The organism is Rugamonas aquatica, from assembly GCF_009380215.1.
GTDB lineage: Bacteria > Pseudomonadota > Gammaproteobacteria > Burkholderiales > Burkholderiaceae_D > Rugamonas > Rugamonas aquatica_B.
Window position 1 is genome coordinate 1 of record NZ_WHUG01000069.1, and the last position, 260, is coordinate 260.

The following is a 260-nucleotide window of genomic DNA, read 5'->3' on the forward strand; positions in this document are numbered from 1 at the left end:
GATGGGAAGGGGTGGGACCAACTTGCTATGGTCATCAGGCATTGACTTGTACGAGCGACGCTTTCAGCGGCGCTCCGAATCTGGAAAAAGTAAGTAATGGGGTAATGAAGTTGTATCAACGAACGTTTCAACGTACTTCTCATTCACCATAACCTGCTAAGGTTATAGGGACAAGCCGTACGGGCAATTAGTATCAGTTAGCTTAATGCATTACTGCACTTCCACACCTGACCTATCAACGTCCTGGTCTCGAACGACCC

Annotated in this window: 1 rRNA gene; it reads right to left on the bottom strand. The window is 47.7% G+C overall.

Annotation, left to right across the window (positions count from 1 at the left end):
• Positions 1–166 precede the first annotated feature (166 nt).
• A 23S ribosomal RNA gene (locus tag GEV02_RS32700) occupies positions 167–260 on the bottom strand; the annotation flags it as partial.